This window comes from Affinibrenneria salicis (assembly GCF_008710095.1).
Genome location: NZ_VYKJ01000001.1, coordinates 251,251 through 271,462 on the forward strand (window position 1 = coordinate 251,251; position 20,212 = coordinate 271,462).

General features: G+C 44.5%; 23 protein-coding genes. 3 read left to right on the plus strand and 20 right to left on the minus strand.

All coding sequences use genetic code 11. From position 1 onward, the window contains the following. The first annotated feature begins 125 nt into the window (after nucleotides 1-125). The 3 genes from FJU30_RS01080 to ilvN all read left to right on the plus strand — a co-directional run bounded on the left by FJU30_RS01080 (nucleotide 126) and on the right by ilvN (nucleotide 2,444). Nucleotides 126-224: an ilvB operon leader peptide IvbL gene (locus FJU30_RS01080; protein WP_150433592.1), complete on the plus strand. Its 99-nt coding sequence runs from the start codon at nucleotides 126-128 to the stop codon at nucleotides 222-224. A 260-nt stretch (nucleotides 225-484) separates the two neighbouring features. Further along, the gene (gene ilvB, locus FJU30_RS01085) at nucleotides 485-2,146 is read left to right on the plus strand and encodes an acetolactate synthase large subunit (protein WP_191091514.1); all 1,662 of its coding nucleotides are present in this window, start codon (nucleotides 485-487) and stop codon (nucleotides 2,144-2,146) included. A gap of 4 nt (nucleotides 2,147-2,150) precedes the next feature. Next, nucleotides 2,151-2,444, plus strand: a complete 294-nt coding sequence (ilvN, locus tag FJU30_RS01090; protein WP_150433594.1) for an acetolactate synthase small subunit — start codon at nucleotides 2,151-2,153, stop codon at nucleotides 2,442-2,444. Nucleotides 2,445-2,615: 171 nt separating this feature from the next. On the opposite strand, the gene FJU30_RS01095 is transcribed toward ilvN, so the two are convergent. From FJU30_RS01095 to FJU30_RS01190, 20 genes are all read right to left on the minus strand, one after another. Further along, nucleotides 2,616-3,008: a DUF4150 domain-containing protein gene (locus FJU30_RS01095; protein ID WP_150433595.1), complete on the minus strand. Its 393-nt coding sequence runs from the start codon at nucleotides 3,006-3,008 to the stop codon at nucleotides 2,616-2,618. Between the two features lie 9 nt (nucleotides 3,009-3,017). Then, complete coding sequence (locus tag FJU30_RS01100) at nucleotides 3,018-3,626, minus strand: DUF3540 domain-containing protein (RefSeq protein WP_150433844.1); 609 nt, start codon at nucleotides 3,624-3,626, stop codon at nucleotides 3,018-3,020. A 16-nt stretch (nucleotides 3,627-3,642) separates the two neighbouring features. Then, entirely contained in the window at nucleotides 3,643-4,713 is a 1,071-nt protein-coding gene (locus FJU30_RS01105; protein WP_150433596.1) for a pentapeptide repeat-containing protein, read from the minus strand. Next, a complete protein-coding gene (locus FJU30_RS01110; protein ID WP_150433597.1) occupies nucleotides 4,710-7,250 on the minus strand; it encodes a DUF2169 family type VI secretion system accessory protein in 2,541 nt (846 codons plus the stop codon). The genes FJU30_RS01105 and FJU30_RS01110 overlap by 4 nt, the downstream gene beginning before the upstream one ends. 548 nt (nucleotides 7,251-7,798) lie before the next feature. After that, nucleotides 7,799-8,176, minus strand: a complete 378-nt coding sequence (locus FJU30_RS01115; RefSeq protein ID WP_150433598.1) for a DUF3592 domain-containing protein — start codon at nucleotides 8,174-8,176, stop codon at nucleotides 7,799-7,801. Nucleotides 8,177-8,670: 494 nt separating this feature from the next. Next, the gene (locus FJU30_RS01120) at nucleotides 8,671-9,048 is read right to left on the minus strand and encodes a DUF3592 domain-containing protein (protein ID WP_150433599.1); all 378 of its coding nucleotides are present in this window, start codon (nucleotides 9,046-9,048) and stop codon (nucleotides 8,671-8,673) included. A gap of 498 nt (nucleotides 9,049-9,546) precedes the next feature. Then, nucleotides 9,547-9,930, minus strand: a complete 384-nt coding sequence (locus FJU30_RS01125; RefSeq protein ID WP_150433600.1) for a hypothetical protein — start codon at nucleotides 9,928-9,930, stop codon at nucleotides 9,547-9,549. Nucleotides 9,931-10,391: 461 nt separating this feature from the next. Further along, on the minus strand, nucleotides 10,392-10,778 hold the full coding sequence (locus tag FJU30_RS01130) for a hypothetical protein (protein WP_150433601.1): 387 nt from the start codon (nucleotides 10,776-10,778) through the stop codon (nucleotides 10,392-10,394). A 420-nt stretch (nucleotides 10,779-11,198) separates the two neighbouring features. Next, nucleotides 11,199-11,594 carry a hypothetical protein gene (locus tag FJU30_RS01135; protein WP_150433602.1) on the minus strand — a complete coding sequence of 132 codons (396 nt, stop codon included), beginning with the start codon at nucleotides 11,592-11,594 and terminating at the stop codon, nucleotides 11,199-11,201. A gap of 253 nt (nucleotides 11,595-11,847) precedes the next feature. Further along, entirely contained in the window at nucleotides 11,848-12,225 is a 378-nt protein-coding gene (locus tag FJU30_RS01140; RefSeq protein WP_150433603.1) for a DUF3592 domain-containing protein, read from the minus strand. Nucleotides 12,226-12,833: 608 nt separating this feature from the next. Next, nucleotides 12,834-13,052 carry a bacteriophage T4 gp5 trimerisation domain-containing protein gene (locus FJU30_RS01145; RefSeq protein WP_150433604.1) on the minus strand — a complete coding sequence of 73 codons (219 nt, stop codon included), beginning with the start codon at nucleotides 13,050-13,052 and terminating at the stop codon, nucleotides 12,834-12,836. Nucleotides 13,053-13,168: 116 nt separating this feature from the next. Then, complete coding sequence (locus FJU30_RS01150) at nucleotides 13,169-13,552, minus strand: hypothetical protein (protein WP_150433605.1); 384 nt, start codon at nucleotides 13,550-13,552, stop codon at nucleotides 13,169-13,171. An 18-nt stretch (nucleotides 13,553-13,570) separates the two neighbouring features. After that, the gene (locus FJU30_RS01155; RefSeq protein WP_150433606.1) at nucleotides 13,571-13,984 is read right to left on the minus strand and encodes a hypothetical protein; all 414 of its coding nucleotides are present in this window, start codon (nucleotides 13,982-13,984) and stop codon (nucleotides 13,571-13,573) included. A gap of 868 nt (nucleotides 13,985-14,852) precedes the next feature. Further along, entirely contained in the window at nucleotides 14,853-15,182 is a 330-nt protein-coding gene (locus tag FJU30_RS01160; RefSeq protein ID WP_150433607.1) for a hypothetical protein, read from the minus strand. 367 nt (nucleotides 15,183-15,549) lie between these two features. Then, nucleotides 15,550-16,095, minus strand: coding sequence for a bacteriophage T4 gp5 trimerisation domain-containing protein (locus FJU30_RS01165; protein ID WP_150433608.1), 546 nt, complete (start codon nucleotides 16,093-16,095; stop codon nucleotides 15,550-15,552). A gap of 59 nt (nucleotides 16,096-16,154) precedes the next feature. After that, a complete protein-coding gene (locus FJU30_RS01170) occupies nucleotides 16,155-16,430 on the minus strand; it encodes a hypothetical protein (RefSeq protein ID WP_223881491.1) in 276 nt (91 codons plus the stop codon). Nucleotides 16,431-16,554: 124 nt separating this feature from the next. After that, complete coding sequence (locus FJU30_RS01175) at nucleotides 16,555-16,758, minus strand: hypothetical protein (RefSeq protein ID WP_150433609.1); 204 nt, start codon at nucleotides 16,756-16,758, stop codon at nucleotides 16,555-16,557. 1,420 nt (nucleotides 16,759-18,178) lie between these two features. Next, nucleotides 18,179-18,550 carry a hypothetical protein gene (locus FJU30_RS01185; protein ID WP_150433610.1) on the minus strand — a complete coding sequence of 124 codons (372 nt, stop codon included), beginning with the start codon at nucleotides 18,548-18,550 and terminating at the stop codon, nucleotides 18,179-18,181. Nucleotides 18,551-19,175: 625 nt separating this feature from the next. Beyond that, a complete protein-coding gene (locus FJU30_RS27555; protein WP_395858500.1) occupies nucleotides 19,176-19,415 on the minus strand; it encodes a bacteriophage T4 gp5 trimerisation domain-containing protein in 240 nt (79 codons plus the stop codon). A 59-nt stretch (nucleotides 19,416-19,474) separates the two neighbouring features. Beyond that, complete coding sequence (locus FJU30_RS01190) at nucleotides 19,475-19,858, minus strand: hypothetical protein (RefSeq protein ID WP_150433611.1); 384 nt, start codon at nucleotides 19,856-19,858, stop codon at nucleotides 19,475-19,477. Between the last annotated feature and the right edge of the window lie 354 nt (nucleotides 19,859-20,212).

A 20,212-nucleotide genomic window follows, 5' to 3' on the forward strand; every position in this document is an offset into this window, starting at 1 on the left:
AATGCAGCGGCGCACAATGTGATCGGCCGCAAAGTTCTATTTTTTTGTCCGCCGGGGGGCTTGTTCCCGTTTTGTTAAACATGGTTAGATAATCCGGTCTGTAACTCTTTGGATAAAGGTACCCCGTGAATCATTCCGCCACGCTTTTCGCTCTACGCAACGCCGCGCTCATTGACGCGGTCGTCGTCGTGCGCGTGGTGGTGGTGATCGGCTGCGCGCCGTAACGGGTTCCGAATCCAACTGATTCCTCAACCCCGCCGGCGCAAGTCGAGCGGGGTGTCCTGTACCCCTCCCGCTTCGAAAAGTGCCCCGGCTTAGCTATCCCAATAGATTTCAGGTTACAGGAAGGCGGCAAACGAACAGATTCTGGGGGAACGCCCCGGGTCCGCGACAAACTTCCCGCCGGGGAAAATCCCATAACGGCGCGGACGACAGTGCCAGCCTGCCGGCAACCTGAAAGATAAAGGGAATAAGGATGCCTTTTATGCGTTATACCGGAGCTCAGTTGATCGTCCGCCTGCTGGAGCGGCAGGGTATCACCACCGTCGCGGGGATTCCCGGCGGCGCCGCGTTGCCGCTGTACGATGCGCTGGGACACAGCGATACGATTCGTCATATTCTGGCGCGCCATGAACAGGGCGCCGGTTTTATGGCGCAGGGCATGGCCCGCGCCAGTGGAAAAACGGCGGTATGTCTGGCTTCCAGCGGCCCCGGCGCCACTAACCTGGCCACGGCGATTGCCGATGCCAAACTCGACTCCATTCCGCTGGTGTGCATTACCGGCCAGGTGTCCTCGGCGATGATCGGCACCGATGCCTTTCAGGAAGTGGACACTTACGGCATGTCGATTCCGCTGACCAAACACAACTACCTGGTGCGCGACATCGGCGAACTGCCGCGCGTGATCCCGGAGGCGTTTCGCATCGCCGCCTCCGGCCGCCCCGGCCCGGTGTGGATCGACATCCCCAAAGACGTCCAAACCGCCTCGATCGAACTGGACAGTCTGCCGGAACCGGGCCGCGCCGACGATGCGCCGTCCATTGATAGCGCCGCCGTCGCCCAGGCGGCGGCCATGATAAACGCGGCGCAGCGGCCGGTTTTATATCTGGGCGGCGGCATTATCAGCGCCGGCGCCCACCGCCAGGCGGTCGAACTGGCCGAGCGCGCCATGCTGCCCACCACCATGACGCTGATGGCGCTGGGCGCTATGCCGGCCGACCACCCGCTATCGCTGGGGATGCTGGGAATGCACGCCGCGCGCGCCACCAATCTGATCCTGCAACAGGCGGATTTGCTGATCGTGTTGGGCGCGCGCTTTGACGATCGCGCCATCGGCAAAGCCGAACAGTTTTGCCCGCAGGCCGGCATCATCCATATCGATATCGATCGCGGCGAACTGGGGAAAATTCGACAGCCGCACATTGCTCTGCATGCCGATGTGGCGCAGGCGCTGGACCGCTTGCTGCCGCTGATCACGCCGCAGCGACGCGACGGCTGGCGCGAGGCGGTCGACGCGCTGCAGCGTGAGTTCCCCCGCCGCCCCGCCGTGGAGAACCCGCTCAGCCCCTACGGTCTGATTCGGGCGGTGGCCGATGCGCTGGACGACAGCGCCATCATTACCACCGACGTCGGGCAGCACCAGATGTGGGTGGCGCAATCCTATCCGCTGCGGCGCCCGCGCCAGTGGCTGACCTCCGGCGGGCTGGGCACCATGGGGTTCGGTCTGCCGGCCGCGCTGGGCGCCGCACTGGCGGAGCCGCAGCGTAAAGTCGTTTGCTTCTCCGGCGACGGCAGCCTGATGATGAATATTCAGGAGATGGCGACGGCAGCCGAGGAAGGGCTGGACGTCAAAATTATTCTGATGAACAACCAGTCGCTTGGACTGGTGCATCAGCAACAGGATCTGTTCTTTGGACAGCGCATTTTCGCCGCCGATTACCGCTACCGCACCGATTTCGTCAAAATCGCCGCCGGTTTCGGCTTTGCCACCTGCGACTTAAACCAGAGCGCCGATCCGCGCGCGGCGCTGGCAGAAGCCCTGAGCCAACGGGGACCGGCGCTGATCCACGCCCTGATCGATGTGAATGAAAAAGTGTATCCGATGGTGCCGCCGGGCGCCGCCAACACCGAGATGATTGGAGACTAACGCCATGTTAAATCAGACCACGCCCGCCCAGGTTACGCTGGAATTATCGGTACGCAACCACCCTGGCGTCATGTCCCACGTGTGCGGCCTGTTTGCCCGCCGGGCCTATAACGTCGAAGGAATACTCTGCATGCCGCTGCCCGGCGGTCAGCAAAGCCGCATCTGGCTGCTGGTGCAGGACGACCAGCGCCTGCCGCAGATGATCAGCCAGGTGGAGAAACTGGAGGATATTCTGGCGGTAAGGCGCCACGGCGCGGAAATGCAAATATTTTCGCAGGTGGCGGAGTTTTATCGCTAGCCTCTCTCCTGCGCGGAGACTGCAGAACAGGGGACGAGAAGGATGGAAACAGGGACGTCATCCCCGCACAGGCGGGGCGGGGCTCAAAAGAAGGGGCGAGGATGCGGGAGGAACGACCGTGGCCGTCGCGCGCCACCGTCCCCTCCCGCGCAACCCGCGGGCGCCGAATAATTAGGGCGCCAGCATCAGCACCTTAAACTGACTCGGCACAATGCGCATACCGATCGCATTGGTGGAGTTTTGCAGGCTAATGCTGGTCAGACGCGTCGCCGGCGTCCCTTTCAGCAGCACGGTAAACGCGCCGGTGAGATGGCGGGACGGCCCCATGACCGTGCCGGACGCCACGCCGGTAGCCACGCCGGGGTTATCGCCATTGGTCAGCGGCGTCACCGTCGCCATATTGTGCGCCGGCATGCCCATAAACAGGATATTCAGCGCATTGGGAATGGCGGTCGGGCCCAGCGCGATATCCGGATAGGGGATCGGCACCGGAGCCGGCGTTGGGGTCAGACAAACATCGGGAAAGGCCAGATCGACGCCCATTAACTGACAGTTAGCAAACATTGCAGCTCCTTATCCCATATGGATCTGTTCGGAATCCACTTTAGTGATCGCCTTTGAAGTGATCAGCGTATTTTCTGCGTGCAGCCGGGCGTAATCTTCCGCCTTCATATCGAGCTGACCGGCGCGCACCTGCTCCGTCTGGGTGGTTTTACGCAGTAAATGGTGACTGATTTGCGTTACGGTGTGCCAGACGGACTCGGCGCGCTTGCCGACGATGCGTGACAGACTCACCCAGGCGGATACCGACTCGCCGCTGTATTTCATCTGGCTGATATGGCAATCGCCCTCTTCCGCCGTCACCCGCAGCGTCGGACTGCTCAGGCTCAGTTCTCCGTTGCTGGAAATACGCAAATCGCCGGCGACGTTCAGTTGCGCCGGCTGATGCGTTGCGGCGCGCTCCAGCACCGCCAGCAGCCAGACCTGTTCGTCCGTGCTGGCGATCAACACCCGGTCGCCGATTTCGGCGGCGATAACGCAACTGGCTGCGCGGCGGCAGTGCCAGCCGCGCCCTTCACACTCAACCGTCAGACTGCCGTCGGCGAACAGGTGGGTGACCAGGCCCGCGGACTGCAGAGGCGGAGTCAGCGACAACGCCAGCGCATGGTTAACTTTATTCATCATCAACGTCCTTCTTTTAAATACGGCTTTGTCTTTGCACACTCCAGGCTTCGGCGCTCAATAATTCCTCATCGTAATCGATAATACCTTTACGATCGGAAAAATGCGCGCCGTCCTGACGGGCGCGATGAAAGCGGGAGCGGGAAAACGTGGCGCCACGAAAATCGACGCCGCTAACGTCGGCATAACTCAGATCGGCATAGGTCAGATCGCTCATCACGAATTTAGCGCCTCGGGCGTCAACCCGCTGCAGGATACTCTGAAAAAAACGGCTCTGACTGAAATCGGCCTGGTGCAGGCAGGCGCCGACCAGTATCGCCTGATCAAACAGACTGCCCTGGCATTGCGCCATCGACAGATCCGCCTGCATTAGCAGCGCCTGTGAAGCATTCACCTGACGCAGTTGCGCGCCTTTCAGCGAGGCGCCTTTAAAATTGCACTGCGTTAACTGAGCGCCATTGAAATTGACGCCGTCCAGCAGGTTGTCAGTAAACTGGCAGCCGGTGAAATGCTGCTGCGCATAAGACTTACCGCGATGATCGCAGGCAAAAAACACCACTCGCTCAAACGTAGTGGCGCTGAAATCCGTACGGCGCAGATCGATGCCATAGAAAGTGACCAGCAAACAACGCTGACGGTCAAAACGCGCCTCACCCAGCGGCGACTCGAAGAAGGTCGCGCGATCGAGCACGGCTTCGCTGAACTGACTGCCCTGCAGCGCGCATTTCATCATCTGCGTTTTATCAAGCTGGCTGCGCATGAATCGCGCGTTGGTCAACGCGCACTGATTAAATATGCACTCGGTCAGCGTGGTGCCCACCGCGCTAAGATTATTCATTTCACAATCGTTAAATACCGTTTGCTGCAGCCGGGCGTTGTCCAGACGCGCATCGTTGAGCCTGCATTCGGTCAGCACGCTTTCATGCAGGTTAGTCTCGCGCAAATCGGCCGCGCTGAAATCCACTTCCTGCAGAATTCCGCCGGACAGATCCAATCCACGCAGATCGGCTCCCCGCAGCGACACATTGCTTACCGCCTCGCCGCTCTTCACCTTCTGCTGCAGCTGCGCTGCGCTAAGCGTTGTCATATCAGTTCTCCATCCCGTTTCGGCAGCGTTTTGACCCGTTTGGTATAGGCATCATTCAACTGTGTGCTCTCATCAATTGACGACTGCGACAGATCGGCGCGAAACAGATTGGCGCCGCGCAGATCGGCGCCGCCCAGCTGGCTTTTCTGCATTAATGCGCCCATCAGATTGCTGTCCGTCAGTCGCGCCATGCGGAAATCCGTACGCACGCACAGGCTGCCCATCAGGTTGGCGCGGGTGAAATCGGCATGCTGACAATTCGCCTCGCTCAGATCGCTGCTTTCTATTTTGGCCTGCGCAAAGCAGGCATGCTGCAGCGGAGTCTGACGCAGATTACTTTGCAACAAAGTGGCGTGGGAAAAATTCGCGCCGTCAAGCACGCTGCCGGAGGCAAACGCGCAGGTAGTCAGCGACGCAGCGGTAAAGTTGCCGTTTACGGCCTGGCTTTCAACCAGAGAGCAGCTCTCCATTTGCGCCCGGCTGAAATCGACCTGTTCCAGCGTACATTTAATAAAGGCAATTTTATTCAGGCCGGCGGCCGAAAAATCCAGCCCGGGCAACGTAAGCTCAAGGAAAACGCTGTTGGTCAGAGTGGCCTTGCGGAAATCCAACTGGCTGAAAAACACCTTATGGAACAGTAGATCGTTGAACGTCGCCCCGCCGAAGCAACAGCGTTCGAACCAGGCTTCCTGCAACTGCGTACCGTTAAAGACGACGCCGGAAAAATCGCTGTGCCGGCACTCCGCCAGCGCCAGAGTGGCATTGCTCAGATCGGCGTCGCGCAGCGAGCTGTGGTGAAATTCGGCGCGCGCCAGCACCGCATCGTTGAATTTGGCGCCATCCAGTTGACACTCGCTGAAATCGACGCATTCCAGCAGGGCGCGGGAAAAATCGGCGCCGCGCAGATCGAGTCCGGAGAAATCGGCGCCGGTGAAATCCATACCGCTGAAGTCGCCCCCCAACCGCATGGTCGCCAGCGCCCTCTGGCGAATAATGCCGGCGATATCTCCCTTCAGACGCGGCGCCGGCGGCTGCGTTTGCACCGACATTAAATACATCTGATGCAGCGCGTCGGTCATCTGGGTCAGTTTTTTTTCGCTCAGCCCGCTATCGTTGCTCTGCAGCATCTCCTGCATGCGATACAGCGTTTCCGGACCGCGCGGTTTCTTCTCGTCGTCCTCATCGCTGTTCTGCTGAGCTCTCAGCGGCGCCATGCGCGCCTCCGCATCGGCGCGCATCTCCTCCGCCCGCTGCTCCATTCGCTCGATAAACTCGGGCAATTCATCCAGCCCTGGCATTTCCGGTTCTTCAAACGGCGGCAGAACCGCGTCAATATCCGCGCCCTGCTCCGCCAGCCGGGCGCGATGCTGCTCGCGCAGCAGCGTTTCGCGCTGGCGGAAATTATCGCGCATCGGGCTTTCGCTTTCCGGCAGGTCGGTATCCAGCCAGGGACCGATCGCCTCCTCCGGCAGCAGATCTTTTTCACGAAAGGCAAACAGCGCGCCTTTTTCTTTATCCAGCCGCTGCTGCATAACCTTACGGTAGTGATGCACGGAACGCGCCGCGCCGTTTTTTTCCAGCGCCGGAATCAGCTGCAGCACATCGGCGGCGTCGTCCTCATTAATCCGCACGTTGCCCTGCCAGATGATGATCATCTGCTCCAGATGCGGAAAAAACCAGACTGTAGTGGCCCGCAGCGGGACCTCCTCAAACAGGGTTTCGTCCGCTCGCTGGCGATTGATAAAACAGCGCGCGCGCCACGGCGGCAGTCGTCCCTGCTGCACAGGTTTCTCGGGATGCATATTCCAGATGCGCCATTCGGCCTCTGGCGGCAGCGCATCGCGCTCTTCCCACCACTGATCGCGGCTGGCGGCATTGAACAAGCGCCAGTCGATATCACGCGCGAAACCAGGGAACTCATTTTGCAGCCACTGCGCATCGTACTTCTTACCGACGCGGCTAAAGCGGCGCGGCCACATCAGATCCAGCGGGCCAAAGCCGGCAGGCTCCGGTTTTTGCCGCGGCGACGTCATCCGCCCTTTCAGCGGCTCAATATTAGGTAAACGATAATATTTATAGCCGTCGGTTTCCTCCATATTGAAACCGATGCCGTGCGGGTTATCCTCATAGCCCGCACCGCCCCAGGCGCGGCTCCAGTCCAGCCGCATTTCGGTAAAAGGCAGCGGTTCGGACGGTTTGCCGTTGACCCAGTAACGATCGCCAAAGACCGCCAGCGTTTTGCTCAATTGTTCGATTTCGATACGGGCGGCGCAGGCGGTTTTATCCTGCTGGTGATGGCTGTAAACATAGCCGGTGGCGAGGAATTCAGCCTGAGCCTTTGGAATCGCTAAATCAATCACTCCGCCGCAGGTTTGTAATTCAGCGGCGGCCAGTTGCCAGAGTTCCGCTTCGGGCCGCAACTTTGGACTCGCGCCCATATCAGCCAGCGCCAGTACCGAAACGCCTAAATGATTTTTTCCCTGCCAGCGAAAGGGGCGATTTAACACGCTCAATCGCAGTGGCTTAATAATTTTCATGCTGAGAGTCCCTGGTAAAGATCAGGCTGTATGGCTGCGAACTGATATGCGACAAGCCTTAACCGCCGGTCACTAACTGGTTGTGAAATATATCAACGATGACGCACGCAGGTCGATAATTTTATATTCCATACCCTAAATAATTCGAGTTGCGGGAAGGCGGTAAGAACGTAAAAAATTTGTCGTGAGCGAATTTGAACGCGACCGGCGGCGCACCCGCAAGAGGGGGACGCTGGGACGGTCCGAATAATTGAGTGCAACCAACATATCGGCAACCTTAAGTATGACGAATATAACAGAGGCGACATACCACCATACAACATTCGTTAACAATACGTTTTTTCTTAAAGAGTCAACGCAGCTATCCTTAAGTCAAATTTCTTCACATTCTGAGCCGCCGCCGAGTCCCTTGATGGTCGTAATTTAGCTGTAAGGTCCTTCATGTAGGTTTTCCGTGATCTGAAACCGTTCCAGAATAGTCGATGTGGGTTAAACTATTATTGCGTCTCGTTATAAAGCAATCACTAAAGATAACATCTTTAGAAAAATTATATATCAAGAGCAATTTCGTCTGTTTTTTTAGGGTTATATTTGATCATAACAAAACATCCGCGCTGATAATTTGGCATATCAACAATTTTTATTGCCCTAATCGCATCGGCTATCTTCCTGTTGCCATCGCCATCGATAAAAGACACCTGTACTCTACAAACGGGGTTATTACCATCTATGCCGCCCGTCTGAGAGATAGAAACGATCTCTCCATTGGTAGCTATACCATCGCGTAATAAATCAATATTCCTGTCTACCTGCTTAACATATCCCCAAAAATCAACAAAAATAAACTTAAAAAAACCAAATAATGACATGACGGGAATCAGTGGAATCAAAAACAATAACGTGATAATTCCTTTTAGTTTTTTCATTTTTCACCTCAAAAGAACATTGCCGCCCAATCAACGACATCGTCAATTTTTAATCTACAGAAAAGTAATTCGAGTTGCAGGAATGCGGCAAGAGAGCAAATCCCAATGAGCTGACCCAGATAAGTGATTCGGGTGAGCAAACGTAGCAACGCACCTGCAAATTAAAGTATGGCAAGTATACATACTTTCGATAAGGCAATACGTCCGTCAGGTTCGTCTAATCAGCCCGATTGAATAAATATTTACAGGCAGCTTACAGCTTGTTGTATTATTGATCATTTTGTTAGCTACATTCATGAGCAACGACTCAGCCGATATTTTATTTTAAGTGTAATAAATTAAATAAAAACACAATATCCCAACACGCTGTAACATTTGTGTTGTTACTTGCCTTATCCGCCAGTCTCCCCCACCAGGTCATCGCGCAGGAAGTTCAGGCTGATTATATTCTATTTTACAAATAAAATCATTTATAATCAGCCTGGTTATTACGGCTAATTATCAATAGCAATTTTATTCGAATCTTTAGGATCGTATTTAATCATAATAAAACTACCTTTTTGATAATTAGGAATATCAACAATATTTATAGCCGAAATTGTGTCAACCTCTTTTTCATTACCATCCCCATCAATAAATAAAACCCTTATCTTACAGACTGGATTATCAGCATCCCTCAATCCTTCCTGAGAAATAGAAACAATCTCACCATTTGTGGGAATACCATCTCGCAATATGTTCACGTTTTTAATAACCGTTTTAACATAACCAAATACATCAACCACTATAAACTTAAAAAAACCGAAAAGAGAGATAAAAGGAATTAACGGAATAAAAATCAATATCGTTATAATTACTTTCAGTCGTTTCATTTTCCATTCCCTAAAAAACACTCCAGTTGCCAACAAGAAAGACATGCATTCAGACTAAAAGCTAATGACACTTCAAAATGAAGAAGAAACATTGTCGTTTAAAATAACGTAAAAAATCAATATATTTTATAGCCACAGCATACGATATTGCAGCTGAGAATTTGACAACGATTTTATTGATAAAAATTTTCGCTTACTTTTGAAAAGTATCATTTTCCATTAATTATTTAGATGTTTAACCACCCGTATCCCTCCAAAATATTTAATTTTATAACAAATAAATATATTTCTTTCTCTTTTCACAAAAAATAATATAGAACAATATTTTTACACCAACCTCGCTACCGAATTATTTTTTAAATGAAAGAGAAAATCACATTGCACACCCCCTCCATTTGATGGTTTTGTTGAACCATTCCTTATAAAGGGGAATCATCAAATAAAACCCATTGCAATGAGTTATTTAAGGTTCATAATTTCTTTAGTGAAAACTCACAATTACTCAATATGAATCGGCTTGCCACTCTCATCCTTCATCAACAGAATATCATTCTGATTTTTTCCCATACGGGCATTGTATACACCACCAACCTCATAGGAATTAAGAGCGATCAGAAGAGCAGTTTCACTATGCTTCTCAACCAACCATGATTTATCAGCTTGTTCGTCCTCAATCTTTAACTTTAATTCCAGAACCGGATTATTGTTTAAAAAAACTCCGCTTTGGCGCATCGAAAGAATCGTTGCCCTTACAACAGTGCCACTTTTTTTTAACTCTTTTTCTCTATTAGCAGATCCTTTAATTATTTTATTAGCCCAATAAAATGCAAAAAGAAAAATAAGAATAGTCAAGAGCAATTCAACAATATTAGACGTAGTCATAAATCATCCTGATAACGATCACACCATTGTATACTATACGAAAAAAACATATTACCACTTGCCCCGATCAGTTGCATACCCCCCATATTCACAACTACATGGTTCCAAAACCATTATCTCATATGAAACATCTGCGCTATAAAATAATTCAGGTTACAGCAAGGCGGTAATCAAACGCCAAACGCCACGGGAACGAATTTACTCAACCAACTGGAGGGTTTCGATAAAGTACAGAATATATCATAATCCGCAAGAGTTTACATCAGTAAGTAACTGGGCTACATAAACCAGATAATGTACATACAATTTGCAGAATGAAAAGTATATGTATGTTGCAGCATAACTATGCTGTATTAAACATAGCGGTGGTCTAATGAATAATTAATTAATATATGAAGCATCAGTGCGACAAGCTATTTATCACCTTCAAAACTCACAAGCATAAACATTAAAATCAATTATCACCCATCGTACAGAACGTCAGTAACAGCAATTTTTTTTGGTGGCATTTCATCATATTTTACTATTATCGTCAACCCTTTTTTTAGGCGACATATATCGTTAGCACGAATTAAAGCTGCTGCACAGTACTCCTTAAGATCACCATTAACTTCAAGATCAAAATTAAAACTATAAAAATGATCCATTCCATAAGTTGCATTTGTCTGTTCCCAGGACTTTAGTTTTGTCTCTCTTAATTCACCTTTCCATCGTTCTCTACTTAACCAATCTTTTGTTTCTCCAATCACTTTCTTGCTACCTTTCAGGCCGTGTAAAGCCAATGCTAACATAGACAGCGTTATTGCTATAACAATAATAACCGCATATTCAGAAATGAAATCCATCATATTTTCAACCTTCATATAAGCAAACGCAAAGCACCAAATGCTATATTTCGCATGTGAAGTTTCACCTCGTTCAGGAAAAGTACATAATTTATAGGTGCATGAACAACACTGGTAAGAGACGTACTTATATTTACAGGAGTAAAACTTATCCTAAGCATATCATTAATAGATGTATTGCGCCATTCACTTGTGATGTTATTCTATTGAAAAAATAGAGGTAGAGATTATATTTTTATCTTTAGATGCAACCATAGTCCCGGAAAAACAAATAAAGACTACCGTATCGATTTTAATCGTAATCTTATCTGGTTAATATAACTTATCTTCACCGGTAACGATATTCCAATGCCAGTTATCATTAGTGTCACGGATAACGTTTCCAATAATCATTTTTTCCGATACCGCTATTAATAGTCAGGATTAACTACTCCTTCTGACTAAGGGGGATGGAATATTAATTATTATTTTATCTGGATTATCTATAATATACTTAATATTAACTTTATTCCCTGGCTGAAAGTTCTGAATTTTAGTCATATCAATTACTGTGACTCCTTTTGATACATGTTTGTTATTGTTTTTATCCACATATAAAACTTTTAGCTCAACATTGACAAAGCCAGAATTTCCACCGGATCGACTTTTTATATCTAAAACCTCACCAATAGCCTCATCACCATATTTCCTTACTTTATTTTTTTTCATATCACCAAGATGAATACTTATTAAGGCATAAGCAAAAAAAAACATGACAAATATGGCGACATAAAAAAATGGATCCGTCAAGTTATCTGTAATAAATTTAACTATATACATATTACCTTTCCGTTAATTATACAAAATTTTTAGAATTAATCTGCGCCCATCTCTATCATTATCATTAAAAACAACAACCTTAGGTAAATTTGTCTTTAATTTTTATGGACTATTGTATTATGCTAATAAATCACCTTTCCAGTTATCACTGAATATATGAAGATAACCCTGCTATCACCGTCAAAACCATACGCACAGATAATCATTAAAATAATAAAAAAGAGAAACCAGTCATTGCACCTTACAAATCCAGCTAAAGAAAAAGAGGCTTATCATAAATAGCTATCTTATGTGGTTTTTTGGGATCATATTTAATAGTAGTTCCATTACCAGCTTTGAATCTTTCAACTTCATTGATATCCAGAGCCTTTTTAACACTAGCTTCATACTCCTTCCCATCCAGAGTTATAAATCTGACCGTAATATTGCAGACTGGTTTATTCCCACCCCATTCATTCGTTTGCTGAACTGAGACTATATCTGCATTAGCACCAACGCCGTTTTTCAAAACACGAGCCTGTGTAAAACCCTCCTTAACTGGAATAATTAATAAATATAAAACCGTCCGACAAACAGCAAATATTGGGACTATCAATATAACTGCAATAAAAATATCTTTCCACGTAGCCATTTTAAACCTATAAAATCAAAGTAAAACCTTTGGTGAATAAAGCAAGACCCGCTATTAATAAGGACAAGAAGACTTATTCTATCTCTTGAGGGATGTTTATTTTTAATACCTTTTATGAGATAAATACTGAGCCAATTAAAACATTCGTCTATGTACACTCAAAAAATAAGCATTTTAACTATATTGTAAATAGCCTTCATCACCATCTCATTTTTACATCATCAACAGAAATTTTCTCGAAAGGTCTTTTGATGCATTTCTACTTTCAAACTCTGGATATTCAACAGTAGCCGGCCTTACTGCTACATTTAATAGTAATGTAATGTTAACCAATACCGGATTTTTCTATTTCCTAACAGGAAAAATAGTTATCTATGACCCGCAATCAAGCACTTCAGTAACTATTTCTGTCACATGGTGTACACATATGCCATCAACCTCAACCTCTCCATTATCTTAATTATCACATTACTATCGCCGTAATTAATGAAGTTCCTGATATTCACCGTATAGATAAATAACTTCGCATATTGATGCTCCACTTTTCATCATGCGAGCCCAATACTGGTGGAATGCATGTCCTGCAAGTGTAGAGCTATTATGCGAAGCTATTTAGCGTTTAAGATGCGGTTTTCAACATAATCCATGTACGTATAGCGCCCCTCCATCGTAATCCCGGTAAATAGTGTGTCGCTCGTCACCCGCTTATAATTCTCAACCGAAATATTCATATCTTTCTCGGCATGCATGCCAAATGACTCGCTGCCGAAGCGGTCTTCAAAGAACAGGTAGCTGGCGTTGTCTTTAGTGACGTTTTTACTGCACAATATAATGCCCATTCTGGTCGCAGAAGTGAGTCGATAATTTAACAGATAAATCGTCAGATACGATCACTGTAAAATATCATTTCAGAGCGCATAATTCCCATCAAAAACATTGATAATTATTCAATACGCACCGGCTTGCCGCTATCATCCTTCACCAGCAGAATATCATTCTCATTTTTTCCCATACGGGCATCGTATATACCGCCAACTTCATACGAACTCAGCGCAATCAAAAAGGCAGTTTCCTGATGCTTTTCAACCAGCCATGATTTATTAGCCGGCTCAGTCTCTATTTTTAATTTTAATTCCAGAACAGGATTATTATTTAAAAAAAGTCCGCTTTGGTGCATCGAAAGAATAGTTGCTCTTACTACAGCACCATTGGCTGTTAATTCTTTTTCTCTGCTGGCAGAACTTTTAACTATTCTGTTTGCCAGATAAAAAACAACCACAACAATAACTAATGTTGCAATAACATTTACTACGCCTGACGTTGTCATAGATCACCTTAATATTAATTATATAACCATATACAATGCAAACAAGGCTGTGCGGACACTGCCACTTTCGACACGAGCAGCTTCAACACGTTGTGCATTCACGATTGAACGGCCGAATGTCTCCCCTTTATGCGCAACATCTATCGCAGTTACTGCATAATTACCGCCTTTGACAGCAACACTAACCGTAGAAAAACTAACAAACTTCGATGCAAAATCTAAAACATCCTGCGCAAGGTTCGTCTTTTTCACATCATTATGCACAAATTCGGGTGAATCAATAAAAACAGTCGTATCGCTTTTAATCGTAATCTTATTTGGCGAATATATCTTAGCTTCACTGGTAACAATATTTTGATGCCAGTTACTATTAATCTCGGTGGTTACGTCTCCGGTGATGTTTTCCTTACGACTACCGCCATTAATCGTCAAGGTTTCGCCAGACCTAATGGTTACTCCACTGGTATCACACAAGGCGGAATTGTACTTTGTTAACCCCCTTAACATCTGGTCAGAACAAAACCAAACAGAGCGTTTTACGAACATATTATGAGGCAAATTACTGACGGGAATAAATTAAATGCATTTAATATAATTTTTAATTCATTATTGATTTATTTTGAACAGTACAGTCCCGCCCTGGCTATAACTAGGGTGTGTCCCGTAACTGTTTTTTGTACAGTACAGCATTGTTATAACTGTGCAAAAACGCCTTTAAGCGATAAAAACAGTCCTAAAAATGCTCAATATTCAACCCGCAAACACATTCCGGAAATGATTACTGCATCACTTTTTGGTATGCAGGGAGGTTAAGGGACACACACTAATATAGACATCATTCTTACCGGTTATTGTCTCCTTTCTGTTGCCGTCAAGGAGCAGGGTTTGATCCCCAGTAATTTTTCTCTCATTACCGTTATTAATAATCTCAAGCTTCCCGTCGTTCTTGACCTCCGTCGTCTGGATGTTGTTGAACGTATTGCTTTCAACATCAACAACCGTTCTATCACGAGATACATATCGTATCCCTACAACGTATCCTGCTGTTTTTTATAAGGTTGAAGGCTATTTAACTGCTCTCCGGCATAGCAGGTGGCTTTGATACGCAGAAGGAGGACTAAAAAATAACCTGTCATCCACATCAGGTCACGCGTCACCGTTCGAAAAAGCGTATCCCTGCTTATTTAAATCACAAAATAATAAATCTGGATATATTTTCACCTGATTCTCCGAACTATAGTCCTGCAGGGGAAATAACCACATCTCAAGGATGGTGGTTTAAGGCTCACAATAAAAATCATTAATTATCTTTAAATATAAATAATGCCTTGCTATGGTCATTCGGAAGATATTTTATATCAATAGCCATGTCTGCTTGCACCCGGGGCGCATATAGTTGTGGAATCGTCGTATCAAACGTCAACTCTTCCTCATTACCATGCTCATTGATAAAGTAAACCTGAAAACGACCATTAATACTTCCTCCATCATTCCCGCTTAAGTGTTTGGCCTTTATTATTTTTGCTGTAGCAATAACTCCATTCTTATTTATCTGATTATTTATGTAAAAATCACGCCCCATATAAAAACAAAAACCGATTATAACAAATATTACTATTATTTCTTTCATTGTCTTTATCCTTAAAAAAACATTAAGTTTAGACAAGTTAAGTTTTAAACCACTTACTGCAATTTTCACCGAAGTAACAAACTCAGTTTTCCCATCAGTGTTTGACACATCAAAAATAGTTTTATTAAAAATAATACCCTTTACACTACCATTATAATTAGTGAATGATAGGTCAATTCCTTTAAATGTTGCTGTTGCTAACTTTACTGTTAAATTGTCTTTAATAAATTCAGAAACAACGTTAGAAGTTATAGTTTTAGACTTATCATTATGTTAAAACACTGGAGAGTCAATAAAAACTTTCGTTTTACTTTTTATTATAATTTCTTTAGGCGAAAAAATGAAATCCCCTCGCTGACATTTTCACTCATTGAACTATCAATATTAAAAGTAGCATCACCTTTGATTTTTGTTTTTTCCCGCCAGCCATAATCTCCAGAGAAAAACCTTCGCCTATAGTGATTTTTTTCTTTTCAGCAATATGCTCAATTTGAGAACCTTGCAGTTTAAGGGTTTGATCCCCGGTAATCTTGCTCTCATCACCGTCATTGATGATCTCAAGCTTCCTGCCATTCTTGAGCTTCGTCGTCTGGCTATTATTAAAGGTGTTGCTTTCAACATCGTCCACCGTAGTATCGCGCTTAGCCTTATAGTGGAACGTGGCGTTCCCCACCATCGTATCCTGCTGCCCCTTGTTAATCACGGTAAAGCAGTTTCCGTCGATCGTCACCCGTTTATCATTCTCCACCGAAACATTCATATCTTTTTCGGAGTGCATATCAAATGACTCGCTGCCGAGGTGACCCTCAAAGAACAAGTAGCTGGCGTTGTCTTTGGTGCAGTATTGGCTGCACAACATAATGCCCATATTGGTCGCATAAGTGCGTCGATCCTTTAACAGATAAATCGGCAAATACGTCCACCGTAAAATATTATTTCAGAGTGCATAATTCCCATCAAAAACATTGATAATTATTCAATACGCACCGGATTGCCGCTCTCATCCTTCACCAGCAGAATATCATTCTCATTTTTTCCCATACGGGCATCGTATACACCGCCAACTTCATACGAACTCAGCGCAATCAAAAAGGCGGTTTCCTGATGCTTTTCAACCAGCCATGATTTATTAGCCGGTTCAGTCTCTATTTTTAATTTTAATTCCAGAACAGGATTATTATTTAAAAAAAGTCCGCTTTGGTGCATCGAAAGAATAGTTGCTCTTACTACAGCACCATTGGCTGTCAACGCTCTCTCTCTCTGCAGAGCGTTTTACTATTCTATTCGCTACAAAAAACCAACGATAAAAATAAAAACTGTTAAAGCAATATTAACAATACCAGCCGTAGTCATAGGTTTCCTTAAATACTAATCACATTAAAAGATACAAAGCAAATAAAGCTGTACGCAAATTGCCACTTTCGACGCGAGCCATTTCAACACGCTGCGCATTCACCGTCGTTCGACCAAAAGCCAGCAATTTATACGAAACATCTACCGTTGTTGCAGAATAGCTTACTCTTTTGAATGCTGCAGTAGCAGCCCAACAGTTAACATACTTCGATACAAAATCCATCTTATCCTGAGCAAAGCCAGTGCGTGTACCTTAAAAACGACCAGTTCGAGTCCAGTTTAAGCATATTCAGGTAGTTTCTGGCCGTTTTTTCTGAATGCATTTCGACACAACAGTTTTCTTTTAGCATTGCAAAGCAATGCTCCACGACATTACATTTTTTGTACAGGCGCATATCCAGTCTTCGGCGTCCGTCCAGACTGGACTTTTCATTCTATTTGAACGGAATGGCCGCTTTTATCCCTTTTATTTTTGGTTGATAACGTAGAGACCGATTAGAATATCCCTTATCAACCAGCACGGCTTTCAGGTGAGATTTAGGTATTCCTTTTCTTCGTATTTTCCAGTAACCGTAACGTTCGGTAAGATACCGCCAGGAGCGCCTGAATACAGTCCTAAAATATGGCCATTCATTACTTGTCTGAGCTCAGAATAAGGACGGCCACCTCTGGAGGTCTCGCTTTCAGGCGGCAACATAGAATAAATCAGTACCCAGGCATCATCAGGGAAATCGTAGCGAACCAAATAAAAAGACTTCTTATGGTTAAAACATGCGCTAAATTGTTCAAAAAATAGTTACGCCCCCTAATATAACAATGTGATTAGTAAAAACATCCTAACCAAATATCATTAATAAAAATTTATTCAATAATACTATTAAATAGTTTTTCATAATAGAACCGTTTTTCTCTCCTGAAAAATTTACAGTGTTGGCGCTGGCAGGTTCCGGAGGAAAAATCAATATATGAAGCTATATAGATCTTTTCATTTTTTGTATCTATGACAGTATTCCTTATTACTATGCATACAAACACCACTAATCCACCACGAATATACAACCCGGTATACATAGCAATATCAGCTAGTTTCATAATAGCTCACGTAGAAAAATGGTGTAATTGCTCTAAAAAACATGCCAATATAACCTACAGAGACATCAGCACTGTTAATAAACCTGATCTTACCTGTACTATTTTTTAGTTAAAATATTTTATTCTTTATACTTAAAGCTCCGACTGATACTGACAATCCGCTGAAAAATACGCTTAAAGCAGTAGAACCTGTAGAACCTCCTGTTACACTCTATGATGCTCCTGTCCGGCCGAATGAATTATCGGTATAACTTTAATTATGAGCCTTTGCTTTTCTCTTAACATTTGGAGCATCTATATTAATTTTTCTCACTCTGTAATGCATATATCGATAAGTGAATAAATATTTTTAACCACTAACTTATTCCATTCGCCATACCAATAGCAGGAAGGGGGAATACACATGTAAAATTTATCAAGGCGTTACATAGGCACAAAAATAATTTGCGGGATATTTTTTTAAATAAAAATATTATTTTTAATTCATCTTTTTATTTTTAAACACCTATAAATATACACTATTACTATTTCATCATATACTAACCTGAAAGCTAAAAATTATTATAATCCAGGAAAATTATTTTTTGATTATTTTTTTTATTAAACTTTATTCTTATTAACTTCCCTTCATTAACTTCTTCACTTTTATAAACAGGAAAACTTACTCCCCTGGAGGCAGAGACTGAATTTTCTCTATAGAAGAATCTAACTGTAATAGTAGCAAATAATACTCCGGGGGCATTTTGATTTTTATTATATTGTATCGATACAATTTCTGCATTTATCTCCTCACCATCTGCTATAAGTCCTTTATCCTCTGATGCAGTTTGTCTCGTCTGTACTATAATATAAATAACAAAAACCGATATGCACAATGGTACTATTATCGCCAATTTAGGCATAATTTCTGAAAGAAAATTCATCTCAACCCTCAAAAGGTTATTAAAGCTTGGAAAAATGAGTTTAGGCGATTAATTTGGTGTCGGTTCCTTCGACTATGAATCGAAGTTAACCTTCTTACTTTCTATTTCGACATTTTTATTTTTCTGATTTTCAAGCCATTAATACTAACGTCTACAATAAGATTAAGTGAGAACGAAGTGAGATTTAATGATATAGCATTGATTTTCACATTTACAGATGAGCTTTCATACTAAAATATTTATTTAACAATAAAAACTAACTTTTTCAGTGCTTTTAATAATGATTTTTTAGATTTAAGCTATAAATTTTCACACTACCTCCAGTTATAGTTTGATTCCAGTAGATATTAATATCAACCAATACTTTATCTTCAATTTTCCTCCTTTGCCGCCAGTAGAAATAATAATTTGTAATCTGTGTTCAGATATCTCCGTAACTTTTCCTGTCACATAATTTTTATACACGCCATCAACGTTAACGGATCTACCCTCTTAACTATATTAGTGATCTCGAGCTTTCTGCCGTTCTTGATCTTCTTCGTCTGGCTATTATTGAAGGTATGGCTTTCAACATAGTCCACCGAAGTATAGCGCTTAGCCTTATAGTGGAACGCCGAGCTCCCCATCATCGTATCCTGTGACTCCTTGTTAATCTCAATAAAGCGGCGCCATCGACCGTCATCCGTTTATCATTCTCCACCGAAACATACATATCGTTTTCAGCATGCATGTCGAATGACTCACTGCCGAGACGATCTTCAAATAACAGGTAGCTGACGTTGTCTTTGGTACCGTTTTTTGCGCGCGATATAAGCCGATGCTGGTCGCATCGGAGCGTTGATCCTTTGACAGATAAACCGTTCAAAGAAAATAACCGAAAAATATTATTTCAGAGCACATAATTTTAATTAAAGACATTGATAATTACTCAATACGCACCGGCTTGCCGCTCTCATCCTTCACCAGCAGAATATCATTCTCATTTTTTCCTATACGAGCCTCATATATACCGCCCACGTCGTATGCACTGAGAGCAATAAGGAGTGCGGTTTCCTGATGCTTCTCGACAAGCCACGAATGATTATTTTCATCAGTATCGATTTTTAGCTTCAATTCCAACACCGGATTATTATTGATAAAAATCCCATTTTGTTTCATCGACAGAATAGTCGCTTTAGCATAAAGCCCATTCTGAGTGATTTCAACTTCTCTGAGTTGAGAGTTTTTTATAATACGATTGGCTACGTAATAGCACAGGGCTATTCCTGACATTACAACGATGGCATTAATAATTCCTGATATAGACATATTTTAACCTTTTATGAGAATAGTATATGTAAAGAAAACAAGGCTGTCCTTACGCTACCACTATCCCCCCGAGCAGTCTCTACTCTACACTGCGTGACATAAAATATATTTTAGCAGAGTTAATGGACAGATCTCACATTAGTATATTAATTTAATAGTAACGACGTTTATCTCTCCCTGGTCACTACCGATGAAATCAACCGTCACATGAACAGTTCTGTATATATTGTCATTCCTGTTCTGCTAATATCCACTTAATAACCGGATTTAATTTTTCGCCACCATAACATACCGGTTAAATTTAGCTTACCTCAATACACAATAACGTCTTCATTTTTCTCTCTGCCAGAGTAC